This window comes from Sharpea azabuensis DSM 18934 (assembly GCF_000702165.1).
Classification (GTDB): Bacteria; Bacillota_I; Bacilli_A; order Erysipelotrichales; family Coprobacillaceae; genus Sharpea; species Sharpea azabuensis.
This window is the reverse complement of the sequence record NZ_KL370868.1, coordinates 24983-46477: the sequence shown is the minus strand read 5'-3', so window position 1 is coordinate 46477 and position 21495 is coordinate 24983. Positions and strand designations below refer to the sequence as shown.

Annotated in this window: 21 protein-coding genes; all 21 read left to right on the top strand. The window is 37.5% G+C overall.

Annotation, left to right across the window (positions count from 1 at the left end):
* Positions 1-349, top strand: a 349-nt coding sequence (gene tnpA, locus T529_RS0112210; RefSeq protein WP_033163869.1) for an IS200/IS605 family transposase, incomplete at its 5' end; no start/stop codon positions are given.
* A gap of 203 nt (positions 350-552) precedes the next feature.
* Positions 553-1146, top strand: coding sequence for a CDP-diacylglycerol--glycerol-3-phosphate 3-phosphatidyltransferase (gene pgsA / locus T529_RS0112205; RefSeq protein WP_033163868.1), 594 nt, complete (start codon positions 553-555; stop codon positions 1144-1146).
* 86 nt (positions 1147-1232) lie between these two features.
* On the top strand, positions 1233-2135 hold the full coding sequence (locus T529_RS0112200; RefSeq protein ID WP_033163867.1) for a diacylglycerol/lipid kinase family protein: 903 nt from the start codon (positions 1233-1235) through the stop codon (positions 2133-2135).
* A gap of 57 nt (positions 2136-2192) precedes the next feature.
* A complete protein-coding gene (locus T529_RS0112195) occupies positions 2193-2603 on the top strand; it encodes a GNAT family N-acetyltransferase (RefSeq protein WP_033163866.1) in 411 nt (136 codons plus the stop codon).
* A complete protein-coding gene (locus tag T529_RS0112190; RefSeq protein WP_033163879.1) occupies positions 2600-3727 on the top strand; it encodes an exonuclease SbcCD subunit D in 1128 nt (375 codons plus the stop codon). Before T529_RS0112195 ends, T529_RS0112190 begins: the two co-directional genes overlap by 4 nt.
* Positions 3714-6761, top strand: coding sequence for an AAA family ATPase (locus T529_RS0112185; protein WP_033163865.1), 3048 nt, complete (start codon positions 3714-3716; stop codon positions 6759-6761). Before T529_RS0112190 ends, T529_RS0112185 begins: the two co-directional genes overlap by 14 nt.
* Positions 6758-7945 carry a DUF349 domain-containing protein gene (locus T529_RS0112180; RefSeq protein ID WP_033163864.1) on the top strand — a complete coding sequence of 396 codons (1188 nt, stop codon included), beginning with the start codon at positions 6758-6760 and terminating at the stop codon, positions 7943-7945. Before T529_RS0112185 ends, T529_RS0112180 begins: the two co-directional genes overlap by 4 nt.
* A 91-nt stretch (positions 7946-8036) precedes the next feature.
* The gene (gene proS, locus T529_RS0112175) at positions 8037-9476 is read left to right on the top strand and encodes a proline--tRNA ligase (RefSeq protein ID WP_033163863.1); all 1440 of its coding nucleotides are present in this window, start codon (positions 8037-8039) and stop codon (positions 9474-9476) included.
* A 385-nt stretch (positions 9477-9861) separates the two neighbouring features.
* The gene (locus T529_RS0112170; protein WP_033163862.1) at positions 9862-13104 is read left to right on the top strand and encodes a vWA domain-containing protein; all 3243 of its coding nucleotides are present in this window, start codon (positions 9862-9864) and stop codon (positions 13102-13104) included.
* A 15-nt stretch (positions 13105-13119) separates the two neighbouring features.
* On the top strand, positions 13120-14112 hold the full coding sequence (locus tag T529_RS0112165; protein ID WP_033163861.1) for a DUF7601 domain-containing protein: 993 nt from the start codon (positions 13120-13122) through the stop codon (positions 14110-14112).
* Between the two features lie 87 nt (positions 14113-14199).
* Positions 14200-14847, top strand: coding sequence for a Spy0128 family protein (locus tag T529_RS0112160; RefSeq protein ID WP_033163860.1), 648 nt, complete (start codon positions 14200-14202; stop codon positions 14845-14847).
* Between the two features lie 471 nt (positions 14848-15318).
* Positions 15319-15522, top strand: coding sequence for a hypothetical protein (locus tag T529_RS0112155; RefSeq protein ID WP_033163859.1), 204 nt, complete (start codon positions 15319-15321; stop codon positions 15520-15522).
* A 4-nt stretch (positions 15523-15526) separates the two neighbouring features.
* On the top strand, positions 15527-16117 hold the full coding sequence (gene lepB / locus T529_RS0112150; RefSeq protein ID WP_051647003.1) for a signal peptidase I: 591 nt from the start codon (positions 15527-15529) through the stop codon (positions 16115-16117).
* Positions 16117-16854: a class B sortase gene (gene srtB, locus T529_RS0112145; RefSeq protein ID WP_081823151.1), complete on the top strand. Its 738-nt coding sequence runs from the start codon at positions 16117-16119 to the stop codon at positions 16852-16854. The genes lepB and srtB overlap by 1 nt, the downstream gene beginning before the upstream one ends.
* Positions 16855-16875: 21 nt before the next feature.
* Positions 16876-17355: an LURP-one-related/scramblase family protein gene (locus T529_RS0112140; protein ID WP_033163858.1), complete on the top strand. Its 480-nt coding sequence runs from the start codon at positions 16876-16878 to the stop codon at positions 17353-17355.
* Between the two features lie 105 nt (positions 17356-17460).
* Positions 17461-18123, top strand: coding sequence for a TatD family nuclease-associated radical SAM protein (locus T529_RS0112135; RefSeq protein ID WP_033163857.1), 663 nt, complete (start codon positions 17461-17463; stop codon positions 18121-18123).
* Positions 18124-18128: 5 nt separating this feature from the next.
* Complete coding sequence (locus T529_RS0112130) at positions 18129-18863, top strand: tyrosine-protein phosphatase (RefSeq protein ID WP_033163856.1); 735 nt, start codon at positions 18129-18131, stop codon at positions 18861-18863.
* A 50-nt stretch (positions 18864-18913) separates the two neighbouring features.
* Positions 18914-19291: an MG284/MPN403 family protein gene (locus tag T529_RS0112125; RefSeq protein ID WP_033163855.1), complete on the top strand. Its 378-nt coding sequence runs from the start codon at positions 18914-18916 to the stop codon at positions 19289-19291.
* A 34-nt stretch (positions 19292-19325) separates the two neighbouring features.
* Positions 19326-19550: an acyl carrier protein gene (locus T529_RS0112120; RefSeq protein ID WP_033163854.1), complete on the top strand. Its 225-nt coding sequence runs from the start codon at positions 19326-19328 to the stop codon at positions 19548-19550.
* An 89-nt stretch (positions 19551-19639) separates the two neighbouring features.
* On the top strand, positions 19640-20491 hold the full coding sequence (locus T529_RS0112115; protein ID WP_033163853.1) for a Cof-type HAD-IIB family hydrolase: 852 nt from the start codon (positions 19640-19642) through the stop codon (positions 20489-20491).
* A 96-nt stretch (positions 20492-20587) separates the two neighbouring features.
* Positions 20588-21495: uroporphyrinogen decarboxylase/cobalamine-independent methonine synthase family protein (locus tag T529_RS0112110; RefSeq protein WP_033163876.1), on the top strand; the 908-nt coding region annotated here is incomplete at its 3' end.

Sequence of the window (21495 nt, the reverse complement as noted above, 5' to 3'; positions counted from 1 at the left end):
ATGCGAATGGAAGGGAATCAACATTCTTGAAGCGGAAGTATGCGTTGATCATATTCATATGCTGATTGAAATTCCGCCAAAGTATTCTGTATCTGGAATTATGGGATATTTGAAGGGCAAAAGTTCGCAAATGATTTTTGAAAGATGGGCTAATGCAAGATTCAAGTATCGGAACAGATCCTTCTGGTGCAGAGGATACTATGTCGATACGGTAGGAAAGAACACGAAGAAGATACAAGAGTATATAAGAAACCAGCTGGTGGAGGATAAGGAAATTGATCAGCTGGCAATGGACTTTGAAGATCCGTTTGCTGGATTCAAGGTAGAGAAAATTAAAGTGAAGAAATAAATGAACGGGCAGTTGGTAAAGCCGCACAACGTAAAACGCGGTTCACGCGTCTCTGGTAGGCGCAGGGCTATGCCCGAAACTGAAAAGCCACCAGCTAGGCTGGTGGATATTTACTGTAGAAAACCAATCAATCATAAATTTCAGTTAGCCATTTTCATTTACCCCTAAAAGTGTTAAAGTATTATAGTTAGGAGGTGGCTTGTGTGAATACACCAAACAAGTTATCTGTAGCGCGACTTATTTCCGTACCGCTCTTTATCATTATCTACTTATTCCCATTTGGGGATTTTGGTATTCACATACCAACATATAACATTTTATTTACACAAATATCAGTACTAGATACTGTTTGTTTCTTATTCTTTGTGGGAGCTTCACTCACTGATATGTTGGATGGACATATCGCAAGAAAGTACCATCTCATTACAACTTTCGGGAAATTCATTGACCCAATTGCCGATAAGGCGTTAGTCAATTCTTCAATGATTCTTCTTACCATGTCAGGCAGAATGAATATTGTCTTGTTACTGATTATGATTTTGCGTGATACATTTGTCGATGGGGTGCGCATGGTGGCCGCAGGAAATAATAAAGTCGTTGCCGCAAGCTATTGGGGTAAGGCTAAGACGATGACACAGATGATTGGTATTTCTCTCATCTTGTTGAATAATCCATTCTTTGCAGCACTTGGATTCCCATTGGATCAGATTCTTATGTACTTGGCAACATTCTTCTCGGTTGTATCGGGCATTAAATATATTATTGCCTGCAAAGACTATATCTTTAAATCTATGTAAGGGACCATAAGGTCCTTTTTTAGGTAAAGGAGTTTTGCATCTAGGTATATTTTTTGTTAGAATTGAGTAAAGGAAGGTGGATATGTGTGAAGTGCTTATTTATCATTAATCCTGTCTCTGGAACAAAGGTGATCCAGAAGAATCTTGACCGCATTATTGGAACATTGATTCTTGATACTGATGTATCAACAGTAGATACTTTCTATACAGAAAAAAAGAATGATGCCATGTATAAAGCGGCTTCATTAAAAGCCGGTGATTATGACTTTATTGTCTCAGTAGGTGGTGATGGGACGGTCAATGAAGTCTTAATGGGCCTCATTAACTCAAATAGCCACATACCTGTAGCCCTCATTCCTGCTGGTACAGTCAATGACTTTGCGAATTATCTCAAGCTTCCAACAACACCTCATGAATTTGCAAAAATGATCAAGAACTTCAAGACCATCAAAGCGGACGTTGGTCAGGAAGCGCATTCCGATATCTGTTTTGCGAATGTGCTTTCAGGCGGCATGTTTAGCGATATTGCCTTCATGGTCACAAAGGAACTCAAGAACACGTTTGGGCCATTAGCTTACTATGTTACTGGCATTAAAGAACTGCCTGCCCAGCTCGCCATGAATCTTCATCTCAAGGTGACTGCCGATCATGAATATTTTGAAGAAGATGCTTCGCTCTTCCTTATTACCAATTCCTCATCAGTAGGTGGCTTTAGGGACATTACGCCTTATGCCGATGTCAGTGATGGCAAGCTCGATCTCTTTATTATCAAGAAATGCAATGTCGCTGAATTGCTGAACCTGCTTAAAGATTATCGCTTCCAGATTCATACAAAGAACCCGATGATCCGCTATTGCCAGGCCAGTCATATTAAGATTGAATGCGATCAGGATATTGTCTATGACATTGACGGAGAAAAAGGAGAAGGTTTTCCTATCGAAGTGAACTGCTTAGCAGGACTTATTGATCTTATTGTGCCAGAGAAATAAAAAATAAGCATGAATCACTTCCATAAACCCTAATTTTTTGAGTATAATATAGATAATATGGAAATCAAACAAATAGATTTTATCAAAGACAATTTATTACCAAATTTTACACCCTATTACATCTATGCAATATATGAAGAAGGAAAACAAGTGGGGACACTTGTTTTTAGATTGGGTAGTGATCAACAGCATTACTATGATGGACATATTGCTTATACCATTGATGAAGACTATCGTGGCCATCATTATGCCTATCAGGCGTGCTTGTTGTTAAAAGGGGAGATCATTAAGCATGGCTATGACCATGTGCTTGTGACTTGTGATCCGGATAATATCGCAAGCAAGAAAACCATTCAGAAACTGAAAGGTAAGCTATTAGCTGTTGAGGAAGTGCCTAAGCGCTATAGAAAGATGTTTGCGCCAGGTGAAAATGTGAAAGAAATCTATCGATGGGAGCTGATGTCATGAAGTTGATCCATATTGCCGATTTGCATCTTGGCAAGATGCTGAAGCTTTATAACCTCTTACAACTACAAAAAGAGTGCCTCATCCAAATCGAAGAAGCAATGCGACAAGATGACATTGATGGTCTAATTATTGCTGGTGATGTTTATGACCGAGCCATTCCGCCTCAGGAAGCTGTCAACTTGTTGAATGCATTCCTGTCAACAATCATCAACGACCTGCATAAAAAGGTCTATATGATTTCTGGCAACCATGATTCAAGTGATCGTCTCAATTTCGCCTCTTCGATCTTAGAGGCAAGTGGACTCTTTATTGAAACACACTTACAAGAACAGATTGTTTATCATGAAGAAGATGACGTACGTATCTATATGTTGCCTTTTATAAGACCAATCGATATCAGACGTCTCTATCCTGAATGTCCTCATACAAACTACAATGATGCCTTTGCCTACTATCTAAGTAAACAACAACCCCTAGATCACAACTATCGCAACATTCTCATAACCCATCAGTTTGTCGGCTTTCATGCCCTTACAAGTGAAAGTGAGCAAAGCTTATCAGTTGGCAATGTTGAAGTGATTGATCCAGGCTTGTTTGAAGACTTTGACTATGTTGCTCTTGGACATTTACATGCCCCACAATATGTGCATCAGGAAAAGATCAGATATTCGGGTTCATTACTGAAATACTCCTTTGATGAAGTTAAGCAGAAGAAGGGCTATGTCATTATTGATACAAAGGACATGAGCTTTGAGCTTGTGCCATTTAAGAATAGTCAGGATGTTGTGATTCTTAAAGATAGCTTTGAAAATCTCAATGATCCCACTTGCTATCAGGATTATCGCAATGACCTGATAGCGATTGAGCTGACAGATACAAGCATCATTCCTCATGCCATTGAACAATTACGTCTTCTCTTTCCCCATGTCCTGCAGCTGACGTATCCAGCTTTAATGGGGCAGGAAGTCAACGATATTCATCATATGGATAAAATCAGGCATACGAGTCTTGTAGAACTCTATGAAGACTTCTATCAACAATCAACAGGCACAACCCTTGATGAAGCTTCATTGAAGATCATTGGGGAGCTGCTAGAAGGGGGTGAGATTGATGAAGCCTCTTAAATTAGAAATGCAGGCTTTCTCAACCTATCTTGAGCGTACTGTCGTAGATTTTGAAAGACTCAATCAGGCAGGCTTATACCTGATCTCAGGTGATACAGGAGCTGGTAAGACAACGCTCTTTGATGCAATTTGTTTTGCCCTCTATGGGGAAGCCTCGGGCAGCAATCGCTCCAGCGATGTTTTTCGTTCTGAATATGCGCCGAATGATATTCCAACAATTGTCGAACTGACTTTTATGGTGGGTGGTCATGACTATTTTGTCCATAGGGAAATGGCTTATTATTCAAGTGGTAAGCCTAAGCCTAGTAATGATTATCTTATGGTTGAAGATAAGCTGACAAAGGGCAAGAAAGAAGTCACTCATGCCATCAAGGAGCTGCTTGGTGTTGACGCGACCCAGTTCAAGCAGATTGTCATGCTTGCCCAGGGAGAATTCTCTAGACTGCTTTATGCATCAAGCAATGATCGTGTAAAGATCTTCCGCAATATCTTCCATACAAAGAATCTGCAGGAGCTAGAAGATAAGCTTAAGAATAAGGACCGTGAGCTTGAAGGCGCCGTCAGCAAGAAGAAAACCGAACTGGATACCTTGCTTGCATCCCTATCCTTCAATACCCAGGAAGCTTATAATAGTGAATCATTGACGCTTATCAAAGAGCATCTAGATAAGATGCTTGTTGAGCTAAGTAAGCAGGGGGAACAAAGAGAAAAGCAGGCAATAAGCTATAAAGAAAAACAGGATCATTATTTCTCTTTAAAGCAGGACAATGAACGCATTGACCAGCTTGAAAAGCTAAAAAAAGAACAAGCGGAACTCTTAGAACACCAACAAGACATAATATCAAAGAGCACAACAATCTCACACATCAACAAAGCCTTGGAAATCCTGCCTATGGAAAAAGAATGCCAGAGTCTTAGTGATAATGTTGAAAAGCTGAGTGTCGAAGAGAAGATGCTTAAAGCGACAAAAGCACAGCTTAACGAGGATGAAAAGCAGTATCAGACGCGCCTTATCAAGCAGGATGAACTCAAGAAACAAAGTGAACAACTCCATGATACGCTCATTCAGGCAAAAAGAGCGATGAGCATGCTTGAGGCTTTAAAGGAAAGTCAGGATGCCATCCTCTTGCATACCAAGTCGATTAAACAGCTTGAAGAAGACTATCAGGTGTTAGAAGAAGATATCGCTCAAAAAGAAAAACGGATTGCCCGTGACAATAAGTCAGTTGCCGAGCTGCCGGATTTCATAGTTGCCCTTCATCAAAATGAGGAGCAGGTTAATCAGTATAATGATCGTAAAAACAAGATTCATGAATTATCTGATCTGTTTGATCATTATAATAATAAGGTTGAAAATTACTATGAAGCCCATCAGCTCTATTTAAAAACACTGACAAGCTATTCAGAACTAGAAGCTTACTTGAACAAGCAATATGCATTGCGCATGCAGGCTAATTATGGTGTTATTGCCGCAAGCTTAAAAGAAGGTGAGCCTTGTCCAGTCTGTGGGGCGATACATCATCCCCATCTTGCCAAGCGCGTTGATGATGTCTTAAGTGATGAAAAGCTCGCTGCATTAGAGAAGAAAGTCACTTCTTCTAAACGTGATGTCGATTTGAAGTTTGATGAAGCTAATGAAAAGAAGAATGCCATCTTACTTACAAAGCAGGAAATCAAGCGTCTAAAAGATGAACTGAAGATTGCTGAAGAACTTGATAAAGATGTCTTTATTCGCTTGCTGTCAGATATTACACAGAAGAAGGATGAAGCTGGCAAGAGCTATCAAGAAAGCTATACGCATATTGAATATCTCAAGAAGCTAAGTAGCTCAGTGGCTATGTCGCAAAAAGTACTGGACTCTTCAAAAGCTAAACTGCTTGCGATGGAGAAGAAGATATTGAGCTTAAAGAGTGCTATCGAAGTTGCCAAGACTTCCATTGCAACTATAAAGCAACAATATCCTGATATCGAAAGTTACTCTAAGGAACATCTCATCACTCTTGAAGCAGACTATGCGCAAATACAGCAGGATATTAAGGCAATCACGACCATGGGTGAAAAACTCAAGCGTGATCAGGCCATCTATGAAACAAAGCAGCAAGCAAATAGCATAAACTTAAAAGCCGCCAAAGAGACATATGATATAAAGAAGCAGGCCTTTGATCAATCTCTTAATGAACGCTTTGATAGCTATGAAAACTATCAAATTTCTAAGAATCAACAAGACTTGCTTGAAAAAATGAAGCAAGAAGTAGATGATTATCATATGCATCTTAAAACAATCCAAAAACAGCTTGAAGATAATGAAAAGCTTGTCAAAGGGAAAAAGAAGGTTGATCTTTCTGCCCTTGAGAAAGAGCTGCATGAACAAGAATTATCCAACAAAGAAATGGATGAGCGCTATTATGCATTGAAGAATAGTTATGAGAGTGCGAACAATATCTATAAGAAGATGATCAAGATAGAAAAAGATAATGCCCGCTTACTGAAAGACTATCAGCTCTATCACAATCTCATGATTGCGACAACAGGCAAGAACAATGCCAACAAGATATCCTTTGAACGCTTTGTTTTGGCAAGCTATTTTGAAAATATCATTTCTTTTGCGAATATTGAGCTTTCAATGTTGACAAGCGGACGCTATGAATTTAAAAGACGACAGGAAGCAAAAGGTAATGGTGGACAGGGATTGGATTTAGAGATACTTGATTATGAATCAGGAACATATCGTGATGTGAAATCCTTATCGGGTGGTGAATCCTTTAAGGCGTCATTAGCCCTGGCTTTAGGACTATCAACAATGATTCAGAATTATACAGGTGGCATTGAGCTCAATACCCTCTTTATTGATGAGGGATTTGGGACACTTGATGATGAGTCGTTGAGTCAGGCGATTGATGTATTAATGAAATTAAGGGAAACTGACAAGGTCATTGGGATTATATCCCATGTTGGTGAACTTAAGAATAGAATAGAAAGTGGAATAATTGTAAGAAAAGGAGAAAGGGGCAGTCAGCTGACTGTTACCGCATGAGACAAATGAAGAGATTAAGAGAATTACCAGATTTTAGAGATCCAGAAGCAGTCGTAGAAGAAAAGGAAGACAGCGTTACACATCTTCCTTTAATCGAAATCAGATATGGCGCAAGAGACGAAGATGGCCAGCAGGTTTCACCAGAAGCAGCAGATAACTATGGTGTCTGGATGGGCTTGTTGGATGAAAACAGCTATTATGAAATCTATCATAAGCGTGCCAGCTATGAAGGTGGAGAAGTCATTGTTGATGAAATTGAGGAAGTCCATACAAATATCAATAAACGTAATGAGCTTGTCAATAAGTCAACAGAACTCTCAACAAGCACATCATGGGGAGAAACAGCCCATGCCTATAAGGAATTAATGGATGAATGGAAGTCATTAAGAAACTTCAACCTTCCATACCAGCAAAAAATCTGGGAATTCTTTAAGACACCAATGGATGAATTCTATGCAGCCTTAGAAGAAAACCATGCCAATGTCAAAGCTGTTAAGGAAAACCTAGTGGACCAGGCAAGAGCAATGTTGGAAGCAGAAGACCTTGATCAGGCTACAAAAGCTATCAAGGACTTACAGAAACAGTGGAAAGAAGCTGGCTCAGCAGGCCATGAAACAGATGAAGAATTATGGAAATCATTCAGAGAAGCATGTGATGCCTTCTTCGACAAGAAGCATGAACAGTGGGCAAATACAGTCCTGCCTGCACAAGAAGAAGCTAAGGCAAAGAAAGAAGCTTTAATTGAAGAAGCTATTCAGGTGGCTAATCTTGAGAACTTCAAAGAAGGCAGTGCTGCTTTTAGAAGCCTGATGGCAAGATGGAAAGAAGCAGGCTATGCCGGCAAGGTTGATCAGAAGCTCTGGGATGAATTCAATGCCCATCAGCAATACTTCTACAACAAGAAAAAAGCTTACTATGATAACATCAACAAAGAACTAGATGAACACTATGAAGCGAAGAAGGCTTTAGTTGAAGAAGCAAAGAGCATTCTCTCTAAAGCTGAATATGATCATGATTTCTCTTATGAACGCACAAATCGTATGAAAGAAATCAATAAGGAATGGAAGACAATTGGTGCTGCCGGAAGAGAAAGAGAACAGGAATTGTGGCATAAGCTTAGAGAAATAATGGATCGTTATTTTGAAATTGCTCGTGAATATCATATCTTGAAGAATATTGGGTAGAAGAAAAAGTCGATGGAATTCCACCGACTTTCTTTTACTTTTTGAAGTAAAATGCGTATAATAAACGAGTATATTAGAGAGGAAAGATAATATGGCAAAGAATTTCAAAAATGATGCAATTACATCAAGAGATGTAAACTTCGCACAATGGTATACAGATATCTGCCGTAAAGCAGAATTAATGGATTACTCCAATGTGAAAGGTTTCATCATTTACTTACCATATGGTTTTGCCATGTGGGAACAAATCAAGAACTTCATGGACAGACGTTTTAAGGAAACTGGGCATTCCAATGTCTATATGCCGATGTTGATTCCAGAATCATTATTACAAAAAGAAAAGGATCACGTAGAAGGCTTTGCGCCTGAATGTGCTGTTGTCACTAGAGGGGGCACAAATGAACTAGAAGATCCACTCATCATCAGACCAACATCAGAAACACTCTTCTCAGAACTTTACGCTAAGCAGGTTAAGAGCTATAGAGATCTTCCTAAATTATATAATCAATGGTGTTCAGTAGTTCGCTGGGAAAAGACAACAAGACCATTCTTAAGAGGCTCTGAGTTCTTATGGCAGGAAGGCCATACAGTCCATGCGACAGAAGAAGAAGCCCGCGAAGAAACATTAAGAATGCGTGATATCTATGTCGAAACATGCCGTGACTTACTGGCGATTCCACTCATTACTGGACGTAAGACAGAAAAAGAAAAGTTTGCCGGTGCCGAAGAGACATATACAATTGAAGCCTTGATGCATGATGGCAAGGTGCTCCAGTCAGGTACATCGCACTACTTTGGCCAGGGCTTTGCGAAAGCCTTCGATATCAAGTTCTTAGACAAAGATAATAAACAGAAATATATCTACCAGACATCATGGGGTGCATCAACAAGATTACTTGGTGCTATTATCATGGTTCACGGTGATGACAACGGCCTTGTTCTGCCACCAAGAGTTGCTCCAACACAGGTCGTCATTGTCCCAATCCAGTCACAAAAACCAGGTGTTCTTGATAAGGCTTATGAAGTCAAAGCACAGCTTGAAAAAGCCGGCATTCGTGTCAGTGTTGATGATTCAGATAAATCACCAGGATTCAAGTTTGCGGAAGCTGAAATGAAAGGCATTCCTGTACGTATTGAATTAGGACCACGTGATATTGAGGCAGGTCATTGTGTGATTGCTAAACGTAACGATGGCACAAAGACAACCGTTGACCTCAACGATGAATTAGCCAACACAGTCCTTAAGACAATGGATACAATCCATGAAGAAATGTATGCCAAGGCACAAGAACATCTAAGAACACATATCACCGAAACAAACGATTACAGTCAGTTTGGTGAAATCCTGGATACAAAAGGTGGCTACATCAAGACAAACTGGTGTGGTGATCAGGAATGTGAGCTTAAAGTCAAAGAAGATTATCAGGCTACATCAAGATGTTATGAGCCAGATGAAGCAAGCGATGACGCTGTATGTCCATGCTGTGGAAAGAAAGCTAAACATATTATTTATTATGCAAGAGCATACTAATAGTGGGGTGAAAACCTCACTTTTTCTATATATTCTTAATCAATGTGTTAATAATACAAATCAAAAAAGCAAAATATTGATGTGACATTGGTGTTACGTATATTGGGTATACTAAATATAGCAAGTAATGACTTTCATTTAGTTCCGGAATATATGAGATATGAATTCTATTACAAAAATCAAAAGGGGAGGGAAAGAACACTAGGTATTCTTAAATCATGGCATGCAAGATATCTAGACGTATGATGGCATGCGGAAAAACAAGTTGATCGGATATGATCAATAATAAAGGGGGCATCAATGAGAAAATTATTTAAGATTTTTTTAAGGTTTGCCTTTGTTGAATAATTGTTTTTCAAAAATACAAAGGAAAGAAGGGAAATATATGAAAAAACGTTTTCATTTGATTATTGCAGTATTTCTCATCTTGTCAATGGTATTTGGTTCAGGACTCGTGCATAAACATGCTTATGCCGAAGACGCACAAACGGCTGCTCCAATAAGTAATCAGGAAGTGCAAGAAACACAAGAAACACCAGCAGCTGAAGAACAAGCACAAGTACCGACACAAAAAGTTGAGAATCAAACTGAGTCTTCATCAAATGAGAAGGCGCTACTATCACAAACGATTCAAGCAACAATTTACACTTCAAGTACTTATAGGGAAAAGCTAACAGGTGATAAGACAAGCATTACATTAAAAGGAAAACTTCCTGAAAATGCAGTCGTCAAAGCTTATCCTGTAAAGCTAGAAAATGATGCATTCAAACAAAAGAATGTACTAGCTGCGTATGATATTACAATCTTTGATGCTCAGGGAAATGAATTTGAACCTGATAGTGCTCATCCTATTGAAGTAACTATTGATAGTAATTCGATTAAAGAAAAGAAAGATAGCTCACGTCTTAATATCTATCACATGGATAATGCGAAAGCTAAGCCAGAAGCTGTCAATGTCAAATCAGTAGGTACTGAAAAGGTTATCTTTGAAGCAAAGAAGTTCTCAATCTATGTTGTTGCTGATGACGCAACAACTGCAGCAGAAATGGGTACATCACTTCAGATTGATAACTACGTTGCACTTGAACCTGGAGGCAGTGCAACTGTGAATATGAAGTTCACACATAATCTGAGATATATTAGAAATATTAGAACAGAAATTACTAATACCGATGGTATTACTGTAACATCTACCATAGAAGAAGGTAATGGAACAATTACAATAAATGCTGGGGAAAAAACAGGAAATGCCAGTTTTACAGTAAAAGTTTCTTATGAGTATGGGCGACCAGGTGTTTTTGGTAGTGTTAAATGGTATTCTTACACTGAACAACCTAAAACAGTCTATGTAAGTATTCTTCCTAAAGCAACGGTTGATTCAACACATCAAGGTAATATTACATATTCAAAGACAGCTGATAAGACTAAAAGTCGTACTGCTTTAGGTGATCCAATCTATAACTTGAATCTGTCATTTACGGGCCAAAAGAGCAACTTTGTTGAAAAACAAAGAGTCAATGTTGTATTTATCGTAGATACATCATACAGTATGAGTGAAGAAAGTAATGGAAGTGAAGACCGTATACAGGCGGCCAAAGATGCTATTAATGCTTTTGAAAAGATTGCTGGTCCAAAGAGTAGTACTAATCCAAATGGGCTCGATATTGATGCACGATATGCATTGGTAAGATTCTCAGGTGGCAATGGGTATGGTGATGAAGCATATAATGATGCAACTATTCTTCAAGGATGGAGTTCTTCTGTAGATACAAGCAAATTAAATGCAGATGGTGGTACTAACTACGAAGCAGGTCTTCTTGCAGCTAATAACTTATTGAAGAATGATCATACAAATTCGACAAAGTTAGTCATTTTCCTTACTGATGGTGTACCAACTTTTTATTATAACAACTCAGGTAAGACAACTGGTGATGGTAGTTCATATGATTCGAATGCATTATCACATGCGAAGACTGCAGTTGAAAGTTTAAAACTCAAATCCTCAGATTATTTCTACGCGATTGGTTGTGGTACAGCTGACGAAAATGTTTTAGGTGAACTCTCAAAAGTTGCAAAATGCAAGAAAGGGGTTATCGTAAAAGCTGATGCCAGTGAATTAAGTAATGTATTCAAGGAAATAGCGGCTGGTACAACAACAGTTGATATCAATAAAGTTACAATTACTGATGAGCTTAGCAGCAATGTTGATCTTGTTGATGCAAATAAGATTAAAGTGAAATATCGAAATGCAGATGGTACTGGTAGTGATGCGGATGATACAGCTAATTGGGAAATAGCTGTTGAAGGTAAAAAAGTTATTGCTACACGTAAGAGTTCTGCAAGCACTATTGATCCTAAGAAGAAATACGTATTAACGATTCCAGTAAGTGCTTCAGAAAGCGCTAAAGCGGACTTTGTAGCAAAGGGTACATATCCAAATAAGGCAGATGTCGAAACAGGTACATATGCAGGTATGGATGGGTATTATTCTAATACAAACGCTACAGTAAAATATACGAATAGTAAGGGTGAGTCAGAAACGTTAACTTATCCAAAACCTGTTATCCGTGTCTATAGAATGCAGATCCATAAGACATTTAGTGGCATTGATCTTTCTTCAAAGCTCAAAGAAAAAGGAAAGATGGCATTTAAAGTTGAAGGTCCTACTGGTATTCCTTCTATGACAAAAGATTTCAGTACTTTTGGAAATGATAATGCTCTTACATTCAGTGTTCCTGATGCTGGGTCATACAAAGTCTATGAAACTGTTACAGATATTCCAGGTTATCATTTAGTCACAAAGCCAACTGAACAGACTGTTACTGTTCCTGATGGCGCAACCCCAACAGGTTCTGCAAATGTTACATTTGATAACAAATATCAAAGAAGAATAAAAGTCAATAAAGAAGACTATGATACACATGACAAACTAGCTCTTGATGTTACATTTGACGGTGCAAATAGTCAGACTGTGACAACTTCTAAGACAGAAGACAAGTATGTAAACTTGGATATTGGCACTTACAATGTTACAGAAAGTAAATTAAGTAAGTATGAAAACAGTATTGGTAATGGCCTTACTTTAACAGTTGCGAAAGATGGTACTGTAAGCTTAGCAGGAGATAACGTTCAATATGCTGAATTCAAGGATCAGACATTGACACTCAAGAATAAGCAATTAATGAAAGTATTAGTCAAGAAAACTGTTGAAGGTAACATGGGTGATACTGATAAGGAGTTCCAATTCACTTATACGATTAAGAGAGATGGCGATGAAGTAAAGAATGGCACATTTACTCTAAAACATAATGGTGAATGGAAACTTGGTTATGACGGTGAAAATTATAATGGTGACCTTAAGTACGGTGATGTTGTAGAAATCACTGAAACTGATGGGAATAAAGATGGTTACCAGACTTCTTATGTTGTTGGTAATGGTCAAAGTAAAGATGGTACAGCTGCAACAATTGCTTCACTAACAAGTGATGATGAAGTTACATTTACGAATACAAGAGGTGCTATTGCTCCTACAAGCATGGTAACAAATAGTATTCCATTTATTGTTGCTATTGTATTTGGTTTATTATTGGCTATAAAAATTAAAAAAAATATAGAATCTAAAGAATAAGGGAAGGTATGAATTATGAACAAACAGTTATTTAGAAAATCAATGACATCTTTTGCAGTAGCAGGTACAATGCTATTCTCTGCAGCTGCTCCAGCATTTGCTGCTGACACAACTACTAAAGATCCACTTAAACCTACATTTAAAAAGGTTGTTGATGTTCAGGATGTCGATACTTATCAGCCTGCAGAAACATTTAAATTCACTGTTAAAGGCGTTGATCCTACTGAAAATGAAACTAGAAATGGTATGAAAGTTTCAACAGGTACAGGAACAATTACAGCTAAAGATGTTACAACTGATACTGCTAAAAATGGTAATCAGACTTATACTAGTGCATTTGATTTATCACAGTTAACATTTACACAGCCAGGTATTTACAAATATGAAGTAAAAGAAACTAGTGGCACTAATAAAGATATGACTTATGATGTATCAACTCGTTATCTTTATGTATTCGTAAAGAGAGAAAATGGAAATGTGAAAGTATATGATTCTGAATTAGTTCAGGACGCTACAAAGAGTGATACATTCACTAATAAATATGGTGTCGATAATGAATTCAAAGACTTAACAATCAAAAAGGAAGTCACTGGCGTAATGGGTGACACACAGAAAGATTGGAACTTTGATTTAACTCTTACTTCAGGATCTGGCAGAAGCACTTATGTCGTAAAACAGGGTAATGAAACAAAGACTCTTACAAGCGGTCAGACATATGAATTTACTTTGAAGAGTGGCGAAAGCATCAAGGTTGAAAACTTATCAACTACTGATACATATACAGTAACTGAAGATGAATCAGGTCAGGATAACTATGTAACAACTGGTGAAGTAAAAGAAGCTAAGAATATGGCTGATGAAGATGTAACAGAAACAATCACTAATAAGAGAGATGAAGTTACTCCTACTGGTATTATGATGATGTATGGTCCATATGCATTAATGGTTGCTTTAGCTGGTGCTTTAGGATTATTCGTTGCTAAAAAACATAGAGCTGAAGAAGAATAATTGCTTTTATCAATAAGTTGTATGGATGTCTAAGACATCCATACAATTCTCAACGTATTCTATGTTTTCAAGGAATGGAGGATTATAATGAAACTAAAAAGAATATTATCATTAATAACTGCAGTTTCACTATTTGCATTGCTTTCTATTCCGACAAGAGTATTAGCCCTTGATTCACAGACAAGCGCTAAAATTCCCGCTACAGTTTACATGAATGCCGAAATGCCTAAAGGTACTGAATTTGAAGTAAAATTAAGTGCTTTGGATAAAGAGACCCCTTTACCTAGTGTCACGGCATTAAAAGCTGTTGCTTCAGGAAAGACTCAAGAAAAACTTACTTTCGGTGATATTACATACTCAAAGCCTGGCGTTTATTACTATTCTTTAGCTGAGACTAAAGGTAATGTAAAAGATGTGACTTATGATTCGACACAATATACAGTAATGGTGAGTGTTGAAAATCAGTTTGATGAAAATGGTGGCTGGTTAGGCTTGAAAACTGCTGTTTCAGGCTGGAAGGGAACTTTAAATGACAAGGTTGCTCCATCCGCAAAGCCAAGTGAATTTGCCTTCGATAATAACTACAAGGCACCTCAAAAAGTCATCACAAAGGTAACACATTATACAAAAACTGGTGATAGTACTCCAATTATGTTCTGGTTATCGATGTTATTGATTGCTGGATTGATTTGTGTAATTTTATTTATCGTTGGTGGGAAACGTCGTGTAGAATAATGAAAGAAAGTATATCCGGATGCTTGCATCAAGGATATACTTTTTCTATACAGTTTATATTTTTAAAACAATTGACTTTGAAAAATTCAATTGTTGGATGCTAGACTTCTATATAGAAAAACCTAGAAAATAGATTAGATACATTGAGAAAAAGCTTACTTGAATGATGAAATATAATGTATCTTTTAGAGGTTATTTTTGATAAAGACAGTAAAGCTAGGGGTAATTATTTCAAAGAATACAATACGGATTTGAAATAATGAGAATGAAGAAAATATTAAAGTGAATAATTTTCATATTTTGCTTCAAAATGGTATACTAGAGACAAGGCAACACAAGTAGTCTGATTAATCTTAAACATGGACATAGTTAATATAAGCTGATGACTAAATATTGAAAATAATTGTATGATATTAGTAAGTTTGTAAAAGGATTTACTTCTATTCTGCTTATTATAGGAGGGGTTGTTTGATGGACGAAATCGCAAAGAAGCTAAAAAAACTAAAGTTTAAGAGAAATATCATTGGTGGCGTGAATGAAAGAGATGTGTGGAAGAAACTGGATGAGTTACAGATTGATTATCGCCATGCCTTTGAGATGCAGGAAAATAAATATCAAGCAATCATTGATGCAAAAGATGAAATGATTGAAGAGTTATTAAAGAAACTAGGTTAAGACATTGAAAAAGAAGAAGAATCTACCAAAAAAGCTTTCACATATCATTGACACATATGGCAAAGATTCACCAGAATATGTGATTTATAAAAAAAGAAAACGTCTCAGAGATATTAGTGATATTAAGGAATTTTTAGAGAGATTAGTTGGTTTAGTCATATTATTATTTGTATTATTTGGATTGATTTTTGGCTTGAATATAGTAAGTAATGATGATATGAAGCCCCGCCTGTCGAGTGGAGATATTATGCTTTATTATCGTCTTAATGATCGTTATCAGAATGATGATGTAATCGTATTAAAGAAGGATCAGACTTATGTAGGTAGAATAATAGCTCAGGGCGGAGATACTGTTGACTTGAATACGCTAGGAAACTTGAAGGTCAATGGTAATACCATTGTGGAACCAAACATATTTACACCAACGAAGCCTTACCAGAATGGAGCGAAATTCCCTATAAAGCTAAAGAAGGATGAAGTGTTTGTCCTATGTGACAATCGTGAAGGATCGAAAGATAGCCGTTATTATGGGGCTGTTGAGCTTTCTGAAGTAAAAGGAAAGGTTATTGGTGTACTAAGGAGGAATTCAATCTAATGGATGCAATGTATTTGGATCGTTCTGCTCATGCTGCACGAATAGGGAATAAGCTTATTAATATTATTTTGTCCATCCTGATGATTATATTATTGCTTTATGGTGGATTTTCACTCTATAGTAACTATCAAATCAACCATAATGCGCTTGGAGGAAACTATCTTAAATATAAACCGCAAAACAATGCTGAAGGTTTAGCAGCCTTAATGATGAAAAACAAGGATGTACGTGCTTGGTTAACTATTGATCATACACATATTGATTATCCTGTTGTTCAGGGACATTATGATTATGAATACTTAAATAAGGATGTCTTTGGCGATTATACTTTATCAGGATCCATCTTTATGAGTACTACAAACAATCCGCATTTCCAAGATCCCTATACTCTTATTTATGGGCATCATATGGAAGCTGGTGCGATGTTTGGTGACATCGATAAATTTCTAGATCGGTCTTTCTTTGAAAAGAATACAAAAGGTAAGCTATATACATTGGATCATGTCTATAAGATTACTATTTTCGCATGTGTATCCTGTGATGCATATGATAGCCATTTTTATAGTCAGGAAGCACAGGTGACAAAAAACTTACCAGCTTTTGAACACTATATCCAGAGTAAGTCTGTCAATTATCGTGCTATGAATCTCAAAAATGGTGATCGCATTATTGGTTTATCAACATGTGCTGATACAAAGACAAATGGTCGTTATATTCTATTTGGAAAACTTGATTGAAATGAAAGTGTGGGTTGATATATGAAATATTATATTCGTGAAAAGCTCATTTCCTTACATCATAGATTCTATGTCTACGATGAAGATGGTCATCAGGCCTATGAAATCTCTAGCAGGATGATTTCCATCGGTGACAAGACAACGCTCTATGACATGAAGGGTGGCAAGCATGCCTATATAGAACAGCGCATATTACACTTAATGCCTCACTATGATATCTATTTAGAAGATCATCTTGCATGTTCTATTAATAAGAAAATCAGGCTCTTAAAGAATGATTATGGCTTAAGTAATGGCTATCGTGTTGATGGAAATATTCTTGCTTTGAACTTTACTATCATTGATTCTCATGGCAAGAAGATGGGCAGTATTAAAAGAAAGCTTATTTCTATTGGTGATCGCTATGAGATCACGATCTTTGATCATCAGCAGGAACTGCTTGCCCTGGCAATCCTGATTGCCATTGCGAATGATGTCAATCGTGCACAAAGAAACAACTAATGGGGATCTTCCCCATTTTTGTTTGTCTTGATATCATATAGGTTGACGGATGCTCTTTCTTCGACTATTGTAGATAGGAGTTGAAGTATGAATAGGGAGGTAGTTATGAGTACGATACTATATACAGTGCATCCTGGTGGCGTTTATATGAACTTGAAGAATGTTTCACGAGAAGAGCTAAAGAGTGGCATTAAGGTCTATGTCAATGCGACAAATAGATGTCCATGTCATTGTTCATTCTGTGAAAGACAGATCAAGAAGATGGATGACACAAACTCTTTATGGCTCAAAGAAGAGCCCACACTAGAAGAAATACTTGATGAATTCAAGAAGTATGATCTCAATGACTTTTTAGAAGTTGTTTTCTGTGGTTATGGTGAACCAACCAATAGGATTGACGATCTTTTAAAGGTTGCTGATGAAATCAAGAAAAAACGCCCAGATCTTCCTATTCGCATCAATACAATAGGTCTTGGCAATCTTCTCAACAATCGTGATATTGTACCGGAGATGGCAGGACGTATAGACACAGTCTCTATTTCCCTCAACACACCTTCTAAAGAAGAATTCTATAAAATCACGCGCAGTGACTTTGGCCCTGATTCCCAGGACTATATCAAAGCCTTTGCCTTGGAATGCAAACAATATATTCCACATGTTGTCATGAGCGTTGTTGATCATGTCATCAGTGATGAGGAAATAGAAAAGTGTCAGAAAATTTGTGATGACTTAGGCGTAACATTGAGAGTGCGCCCATATGAGGGGTAATAATTATGCAGTACATGACAAGCGAAGAACGCTTAATCAAGCTTGATAAAATGACAAATACAAGGGACCTTGGTGGCTATGAAACACAGGAAGGACGCTATACAAAAGCCCATCACTTCATCCGTGCCTCTTCCCCAGCCAATGCCACAAAAGAAGATCTTCAAAAACTATATGATTATGGCGTCAGAGTGACAATTGACTTAAGAAGTGATTTTGAAAAACAGGTCCAGCCATCACCATTTAAACACTATGATGGCATTGAAAACCATGAAGTTAATATCATGGGCAGTGAAGTCGTTAAGGTTGTTCCTGAAGAAGTAAGAGAATATCGTGATCTTGGCGGTGTCTATATCTTCATGCTGGAAGCTCATAAAGCAGGCATCAAGAAAGTCTTTGACATCTTTCTCAATCATCCTTATGAAGCGGTATTATTCCATTGTTCAGCAGGAAAGGACAGAACCGGTGTGATTGCCGCATTATTATTAGATCTAGCTGGCTGTCATGAACATGATATCGTGAAAGACTATTCTGAATCCTATGCCTACAATCTTGGCATGATTGACAAGCTAGAAGAAATCATGGACGAAGAAAATCAGAAATATCTTGCCTCATCACCACGCTATATGCTGATCCTGCTGGATTACTTAAGAGAACACTATGGCTCAGCCTATGGCTATCTGCTCGATATTGGCTTTAGTGAAGAAGAAGCGAATGATATTAAAGAAGCTTTCTTAATTTAGTGAGTAAAATGCATCTCCTATGACTATACATATATAGGAGGTGTTTTTTCATGAACGAAAAACAAGAAATCATTAGAATCATCAAACAATATCATCAGGCAATCAATTACCTCCACTATGAATCCCTTTGCTATATCCCCGCCACCACCCATCTCATTAAGGATGGTCCTAGAAGTCAAGGATGCTATATGAGTCATCAGCTAGAAAAGAAGATGAGAGCGGAGAGATGTATTCAGGTTATTGAAGAGGCAAAGAATCATATTGGCGAAGAATTCTATTTTATTATTGAACAGGATTTCATCAAACATAGTGATAAGTACTGGTATTTGGAGTATTATTCTAAGGCGACCTATTATCGTAAGAAGAAAGCAGCCATGCAGGCTTTTTTAGCCTACATGAGCCTCTTTCTTGAGTTTTATGATGAATAGTTTATAATTAGTGATGTAAAGGAGTAAGAGTATTATGGATTATTTTGATAAGATTAAAGAGGGGTTAGCTGATAAGCTTAAAGGCAAAGAACTTACAATGGATTCTGAATTCAAGGCCCTAGGCATTGATTCATTGGATTTAGTTGATTTAGTATTCCAGCTAGAAGAAGAACTCAATACACAATTTGAAGATGAAGAACTTATGCAGATCAAGACAGTAAGAGATTTATGTCAGTTAATTGATAAGAAAGTCAAGTAGCCTATAGCCTATGCTATAGGTTTTCTTTTTTTGAAACAAGAATGTCCTAACATCCTTTTCATGATAGGATGAAGAAAAGGAGAAAGAGTATGAGTGAAAAGAAAATTTTATTTTTAGATGTTGATGGCACATTAATTGATTATGAAGCCAAATTACCACTATCGGCTGAAAAAGCAGTCAATATGGCAAGAGAAAATGGCCATCTTGTCTATATCTGTACAGGATGTTCGAAAGCAGAAATCCTGCAGCGTGATTTCCGTACAATGCAGCTAGATGGCATGATTGGTGCGAATGGCGGCTATGTGGAAGACAATGGCGAAGTGCTTCTTCATCAAAGCATCAGCTTAGAAGATGTGAGACATATTGTTGACTGGTGTAATCAAAGACATATTGGCTTCTATCTCGAAGCTAATTCAGGGATGTATATCAACGACTACTTCCTAACCGATGGACCAGAAGCCATGGCTAAATATGTCCTAGGCAAAGGCAAGAAGATTGAAGACATTGAAGCCTTCAAGTCCAACAGTGTCAACCAGTATATCTATTTACCAACAGAACAGCTCTATCGTGATGATGTCAATAAAGTATCCTTTGTCCTTCATAGCTATCAGGACCACTTGGATAGTATCAAGGAATTTCCTGATTTAATTGCCAATACATGGGGTGGCAAAGATGAACAGGCTCTCTTTGGTGATTTAGGACCAAAGGGCATCACAAAAAGACATGCCATCGAAGTATTGCTGAATCATTTAAAGATGGATGCAAGTGACGCTATTGCTTTTGGTGATGCTAAAATTGACTTATCGATGTTTGAATGCTGTGGCTATAATGTCGCGATGGGTAATGGCGGCAAGGAAATCAAGGAAGCAGCTGACTACATTACAACTGATGTCAATGATGATGGTTTATATAATGCCTTCAAATATTTAAAACTCATTTAATACATATAAATATTTCCTATAACAAGCATTAAGATTTAAGTATTTTTCTATATCCGACTAAAGTGATAGGATAAGAATCACCAGGAGGATTACATTATGTCAATTACATATGATAGAAAAACACCCCATAGATTTGATGTTGTGGGTTCATACTTAAGACCAGAATATTTAAAGGAAGCACGTAAAAACTATAAAGCAGGAAAGATCAGTGAAGAGGAATTACATAAGGTAGAAGATGAGGCTATCACTGACCTCATCCATAAACAGAAAGAAGCCGGCTTAGGCGTCTTGACCGATGGTGAATTTAGAAGAGAGACATGGCATTTAGACTTCATGTGGGCATTTGAAGGTGTTGGTCACCAGCCTACAACAACAGGCTTGCCATTTGCCGGTGAAGATGCCATGATTGATGATACATATCTAACAGGCAAGCTAGGCTATAAGCATCATCCTTTTGTTGATCATTTTAAGTTTGTTCAGTCATTTGAAGATGACAAGACTGTTGCCAAGCAGACCATCCCCGCTCCAGCCCAGTTCTTAGAACAATTTGAAATGCCTTTTGCCTTAGAGAATACATTGAAGTATTATGATAACCTGGATGACTTCCATGAAGATGTTATTAAGGTTTATCGTGCCTTTATCAATGAACTCTACGCAGCAGGATGCCGTAACTTACAGCTAGATGACTGCTCATGGGGACTCTTAGTGGATCCACGAGGACCACAGTTCTTCAATACAGATCAGGCTGGCTTAGATAAGATCAAACAGGAATTCCTAGATATCAATAATGCTGTTATTGATAATCAACCAAGTGACCTTACAATCACAACCCATGTCTGTCGTGGTAACTTCCATTCGACTTATGCTGCTAGTGGGGGATATGATGATGTCGCAAGCTTCCTATTTGAAAAGGAAAATGTGGATGCCTATTTCTTAGAATTTGATGATGCAAGAAGTGGTGGCTTTGAACCACTCAAATATGTCTCTGGTGATAAGAAGGTTGT